The following is a 6,353-nucleotide window of genomic DNA, read 5'->3' as shown; positions in this document are numbered from 1 at the left end:
CAACTCCGCCGACTAGCATCGTAAAATACGAGGCTTCAGGCTCTCTAGACTTTGCAAACAACCTATCTAGAGCCCTAGACGTCGCAACGGCTGCAAGCAACAAACTAGCTTACTTTACCTACACCGATCCTGATAGCAATGCGACGGACACCTATCTAGTAAGATCGGACACTACTGTTTCCGGCGGCACAGTATCTAACGCCGGCCTAACCGCTAACGACTATGTAGTAAAACTAACCGGTATAGTAGACCTAGCCAATGCTACGCTTGCCGATGCGGGTACAAACCTACAGCTAACCCTCTAATCTCCGCGATAAACCCCGACTTTTCGGGGTTTATCCTTTTTAAACTCTCAAATTTCTCCCTCTTTCAAATTTTGCCGAACGACTCAAATTTAACGATGGACCAAATTTGCGCTCAAATTTAATCCGCCGCACGTAAATTTGACGGCAAAAATCTAAATTTCGCCGCATCAAATTTAAAATAATCAAATTTGCACCAGCCGTAAAGCCCTAAAATTCGTCCTTCTCAATCAAATTTGAAAAAAATAAAAAAATTTTACCTCTACCCCTAAAGTTTTTTTGATTTCGTCCGATATAGTTTTTGAACGACAAGAAGTCGTAATTAAACTTTAAAAGGATTTACAATGAGTTTTCGTATTAACACGAACATCAACGCTCTAAACACACACGCAAACGCAGTCGGTAACAACCGCAACCTTTCTCTTTCTTTGGGTAAACTTAGCTCAGGTTTGAGAATCCAAACTGCAGCAGATGACGCTTCCGGTCTTGCTATCGCTGATAGCCTTCGCTCTCAAGCTAGCGCGCTTGGTCAAGCTATCGCAAACGGTAACGACGCTATCGGTATCATCCAAGTAGCGGATAAGGCTATGGACGAGCAGCTAAAAATCCTTGATACTATCAAAGTAAAAGCTACTCAATCAGCTCAAGACGGTCAAACAAGCGATTCTCGTCAAGCGCTACAAGCCGACATCGTTCGCCTAATGGAAGAGCTAGACAATATCGGCAATACGACGTCTTTCAACGGTCAGCAGCTACTAAACGGAACATTCTCTAACAAAGAGTTCCAAATCGGCGCTTACTCAAACCAAACAGTTAAAGCATCTATCGGCGCTACTACGTCAGATAAGATCGGTCTAACAAGATTTGAGAGCTCTAAGCTATTGACATTTGCAGGCGTAGTTAGCCTTACTTTCCTAAACGTAGACGGTATAAACAACGTAAAAGTAGCTGCGGCTACAATCTCAACCGGTCTAGGTAAAGGCGTAGGCGCTCTAGCTGAAAATATCAACAAGCTATCCGATAAAACCGGCGTTAGAGCTACCTTTGATACTACATGGGTATCTAGTAAAGCTATCAGCGGCGGTCAGATCCTAAGCCTTGTCATCAACGGCGTAAAAATCGGCGACCTAGAGGTAAAAGAAGGCGATAAAAACGGCGCTTTGGTAAATGCTATCAACAAAGTTAAAGACCAAACGGGCGTAGAAGCATCTGTAAACACCGAAGGTAGAATGGTACTAACTAGCCGCGACGGTAGAGCTATAAAAATCTCAGGCGACAAAGTAAGTGCCGGTCTAGGCGGAAAAAGAGGAACATCTATGTTCGTAGGACGCCTAAACCTAGTTCGCCTAGATGGTCGCGATATCAAGGTTAAGTCAACAAATGCTGGCGGCAAATTCTCCGTAGCGTTTAGCAAAACAGCTAACAGCCAGGGCGGTAACCAGCAGTCAGTGGCTCTAAGAGATATCAAGGGTCAACTAGATCCGGATCTAGCCGCTGCTATGGGCTTCCAAAGAATGAGTAAAGGCGTAATGACTTCTGCTCAATCAGCAGGCGTTATGACTCTACGCGGTGCGATGGCTGTTATGAATATCGCTGAGTCAGCTCAAAAAACTCTTGACCAGATCCGCTCAGACCTAGGTTCTGTTCAAAATCAGCTTGTCGCAACCGTAAACAACATCACAGTTACTCAAGTAAACGTAAAATCAGCTGAATCTCAAATCAGAGACGTTGATTTCGCTGCCGAGTCAGCAAACTTCTCTAAGTTTAACATCCTTGCTCAGTCAGGAAGTTATGCTATGAGCCAAGCTAACTCTGTTCAGCAAAATGTCTTGAGACTACTTCAGTAGTTAATAGCATTTCTACACGCTAAGCGGATCTTACTCCGCTTAGACGAAAGACGCTTTAAGGCCGCTTCGGCGGTCTTAAATTTCAAAAATCCAAACACCAATAGTTAAGACATCTCCAAAAATAATAGTTATTATAGACGCTAAATTCGGCGTCTATATCTTTAGAAGTGAATTTTAAAGTCGAGTTTTACCCGCTCGACTTTTTGCTCCAAATTTTATCCCACTTTTCCAAGTCAAATTTAAATTCAAACGATAAATTAATGCCATTAGTTTAAATTTTTTGCTACAATTACCGCAAAAAATTAAAAAGGCTATATTAATGAAAAGCTTAATCATCGTGGAGTCCCCCGCGAAAGCCAAAACGATAAAAAATTTCCTCGGAAGCGACTACGATGTCATCGCATCAAAAGGCCATATCAGGGATCTGCCAAAGACGGCATTCGGTATCAAGATCGAGGGCGAAAAATTTACTCCCGAATACAAAATAAGCGCCGATCACTCCGCAATAGTAAAAGAGATCAAAGAGCTCGCCAAAAACGCCGACCAAATCTACCTCGCAACCGATGAGGACCGCGAAGGAGAAGCCATCGCCTATCACATCGCCTCAGCCATCGGCAAAAAGCCCGAAAGCCTGCCTCGTATCGTGTTTCACGAGATAACCAAAAGCGCCATCGAATCCGCTTTAAAAAACCCGCGCACGATAAATATGGATAGCGTAAACGCACAGCAAGCCCGCCGCCTGTTAGACCGAATCGTTGGCTACAAGCTCTCGCCGCTATTAAATTTAAAAATCCAAAAAGGACTAAGCGCGGGACGCGTACAAAGCGCGGCTCTAAAAATCATCGTAGACCGCGAGCGCGAGATTCGCGACTTTAAACCGATCGAATACCACAGCATCGACGCGGTTTTCAAAAAAGACCTTGACGCCGAGCTAGTTAAATTTGAAGCGCAAAAGATAGAAAAGCTAACTATAACAAACGGCGATAGAGCCAAATTTATCGTGGAAAATCTAAAAAGCGATAAATTTAGCGTCCGCGAGATCGAGGCCAAAGAGCGCAAAACAGAGCCCGCGCCGCCTTTTATGACCTCGACGCTGCAACAAAGTGCCTCAAACCGCCTAGGCTTTAGCCCGAAAAAAACGATGATGATCGCGCAAAATTTATACGAGGGCGTGCAGACGCATCAGGGCTTCATGGGCGCGATAACCTACATGAGAACGGACAGCCTAAATCTCGCCAAAGAAGCCGTCGCAGCCGCGCGCGAGATGATCGATAAAGAGTATGGCGAACGCTACCTGCCGGCCAAGGCCAAATTTTATGCTACCAAAAGCAAAGGCGCGCAAGAAGCCCACGAGGCGATCCGCCCGACAAATCTTAGCTTCACGCCCGCTATCGCCGCGCAGTATCTCGAAAAAGACGCGCTACGCCTCTACACGCTCATCTACAACCGCTTTTTAGCCTGCCAGATGAGCGCTAGCATTAGCCAGACGCAAAACGTATTCGTCGCGGGAGCAAAAGGCGAGTTTAAAATAAGCGGCCGCAAGGTGCTGTTTGACGGATTTTACCGCGTTTACGGCGATATGGATAAGGATAAAATTTTGCCCGACTTAAAAATCGGCGACGAGATGAGCCTGCAAAGCATCAAAAGCTCGCAGCACTTCACCGAACCGCCGTCTCGCTACTCGGAGGCCGGGCTCGTTAAAAAGCTAGAAAGCCTGGGCATCGGACGTCCTAGCACCTACGCGCCGACTATCTCGCTACTGACCTCTCGCGACTACGTCAAAGTCGAGAAAAAGCAGCTCGTGCCAAACGAGATCGCCTTTACGATGATGGGCGTTTTGGAGGAGCATTTTAGCGACATCGTAGATAGCGAATTTACCTCAAATATGGAAGAAAAGCTCGACCATGTCGCCGAAGACAAGGCCGACTGGCAAAAGCTTTTGAGCGATTTTTATCATCCGTTTATGGATAAAATCTCAGCCGGCAAAACGGGCATAAAAAGCCAAAAGGTCGCCACTCCGATCGGCGAAAAATGCCCCGAGTGCGGTGGCGAACTGCTACTGCGAAAAGGGCGCTACGGCGAGTTTATCGCGTGCGGAAATTTCCCTAAATGCAAATACTCGCGCAATATCGCCAAGGCAGAACAAGGTGCGCAAGAAGGCGAAGCTGCGGCAAAACCGAAGAAAGAACTCAAAAAGATCGACGTGCCATGTCCAAAATGCGGCGGCGACATCGTCGAGCGCATCAGCCGCAGGGGTAAATTTTACGGCTGCGCAAACTATCCAAAATGCGACTTCGTCTCAAACTATGAGCCAGTCGCCGAAAAATGCGACGAATGCGGCGGCGATATGATCAAAAAAGAGCTCAAAAAGGGGACGTTTCACGAGTGCACGAAGTGCAAGAAAAAGGTGCAAATCGCGGAGCAATAACGGCGGCTTTTCTTTTTGGTTTATACTTCGTTAGAAATTTCGCCGAAGCTCGGTTACATACTACTTGTATGCGCCCTCGCTCGGCTCATTTCCGCCTCGTCTAAACACAAAAATACGTCGCCTTATAGATTGCAACTCAGAAATTTTAAATTTAAACATAAAAAAGATAAGGCAAAGTATTTTGAGATGATTTTTGGGGTTGCGCAGGTAAAATTTAGCGTAGGCTGGACAAGTAGTCCGCCGAGCTAAATTTTAGCAAGCTCCGCAAAAAGCACTCAAAAGACAAGCCGCTAAAAAAGGAATAATCTAATGAAAACTATTATGTTGTGTGCCATTTGTTCGGTGAGTTCTGGCAACTGCTCCGAGGACTGCGGCTACTGTACGCAAAGTGCGGGCATAAATGCCAGCATCGAAAAATACAAAATGAAAAGCGTCGAGCAAGTCGTCGCCGAGGCTAAGATCGCGGCGGCCAACCATGCGCTGGGCTTTTGCCTAGTCACCAGCGGCGCAAGACTCACGGACAAAAAGACCGAGGAGATCGCCCGCCTCGCGCGCGCCGTAAACAAAGAAGTCCCAAGCCTCATGCTGATCGCTTGCAACGGCATGGCGACGCTACCGCAGCTAAAAGAGCTAAAAAGCGCGGGCGTGTTTAGCTACAACCACAACCTCGAGACCTCGCGCGAGTTTTTCCCGCAAATTTGCTCGACGCATAGCTGGGACGAGCGCTGGCAGACCAACATCGACGCCAAAGAAGCGGGGCTAATGCTCTGCACCGGCGGCATTTACGGGCTTGGCGAGAGCGAGGCCGACCGCGCGAGCCTGCAAGCTAGCCTTGCAAAGCTTGATCCGTTTTCTAGCCCGATAAATTTCTTTATCCCAAACGATGCGCTACGCGTCAAACGGCCGCCTATGACAGCGGACGAGGCGCTAAAAATCATCGACGACACTGTCCGCGCACTACCTAACGCTCGCGTTATGATCGCAGGCGGTCGCGAGAAAATTTTAGGCGAACGCCAATACGAAATCTTTGATCACGGCGTCTCCGCCGTCGTCATCGGCGATTACCTCACGACCAAGGGCGAGGTCGCCAGCCGCGATATCGCCGAGTTTAAGGCGCGCGGATTTAACTTCGCGACGCTTTGTCACTGATGCAAAATTTACTCTTAATCGGGTGCGGCGGATTTTTGGGGTCGGTTTGTAGAGCTGTTTTGGGCGGCGCGGTCGCTAAATTTTGTCCTAATTTTCCGCTTGCTACTCTTTGCGTCAATGCTCTCGGTAGCTTTTTGATCGGCATACTACTCTCGTTAAATTTGAGCGAAAATTTAAGGCTATTTCTAGTCGTCGGCGCACTCGGCGGTTTTACGACGTTTTCAACGTTTAGCTATGAGACGATACGCCTATTTAGCTCGGGGCAAAATTTAGCCGCATTTTTAAACGTGTTTTTTAGCGTTTTCGTTTGCCTCGGGTTTTGTTATCTAGGCACCGTTATTCGCTGAAAATCTAAATTTTACGCACCGAGACCCGCACTTTTAAGATACTAAATTTGGTTTGGTTAAATTTAAGATTCTCCAAATTTTTTAGTTTTTCTTTTTCTTGGGTGGCGGAAGGGGTTTCTACTTACGGTCTGCTTGCAGCTACGAGCGAAGCGAAGTAGAGCGTCGCCTTCCTTTGCGTCGTGCTACGCACTCGCAACTGCCGAAGGCAGACCCTCTCCCAAACCCTCTCCAGCCCCACTGCACGTTAGAAGTTGCTGCACTGCGTGCAGGCCTAAATTTG

At 47.2% G+C, this 6,353-nt stretch carries 4 protein-coding genes and 1 pseudogene; all 5 read left to right on the top strand.

The annotated features are described in order from the left end of the window. A pseudogene (locus Q0200_RS06150) lies at positions 1-305 on the top strand (hypothetical protein); the annotation flags it as partial. Between the two features lie 341 nt (positions 306-646). Then, entirely contained in the window at positions 647-2,149 is a 1,503-nt protein-coding gene (locus Q0200_RS06145) for a flagellin B (RefSeq protein WP_009496918.1), read from the top strand. A 319-nt stretch (positions 2,150-2,468) separates the two neighbouring features. Further along, on the top strand, positions 2,469-4,577 hold the full coding sequence (topA, locus tag Q0200_RS06140) for a type I DNA topoisomerase (protein ID WP_297939070.1): 2,109 nt from the start codon (positions 2,469-2,471) through the stop codon (positions 4,575-4,577). A gap of 309 nt (positions 4,578-4,886) precedes the next feature. Then, the gene (locus Q0200_RS06135; protein ID WP_297939067.1) at positions 4,887-5,726 is read left to right on the top strand and encodes a biotin synthase; all 840 of its coding nucleotides are present in this window, start codon (positions 4,887-4,889) and stop codon (positions 5,724-5,726) included. After that, a complete protein-coding gene (gene crcB / locus Q0200_RS06130; RefSeq protein WP_297939064.1) occupies positions 5,726-6,073 on the top strand; it encodes a fluoride efflux transporter CrcB in 348 nt (115 codons plus the stop codon). Before Q0200_RS06135 ends, crcB begins: the two co-directional genes overlap by 1 nt. Positions 6,074-6,353 lie beyond the last annotated feature (280 nt).

It is taken from the genome of uncultured Campylobacter sp. (assembly GCF_938045225.1).
Lineage (GTDB): Bacteria > Campylobacterota > Campylobacteria > Campylobacterales > Campylobacteraceae > Campylobacter_A.
The sequence above is the reverse complement of the archived record's forward strand: the minus strand, read 5'-3'. Positions and strand labels throughout refer to the sequence as shown.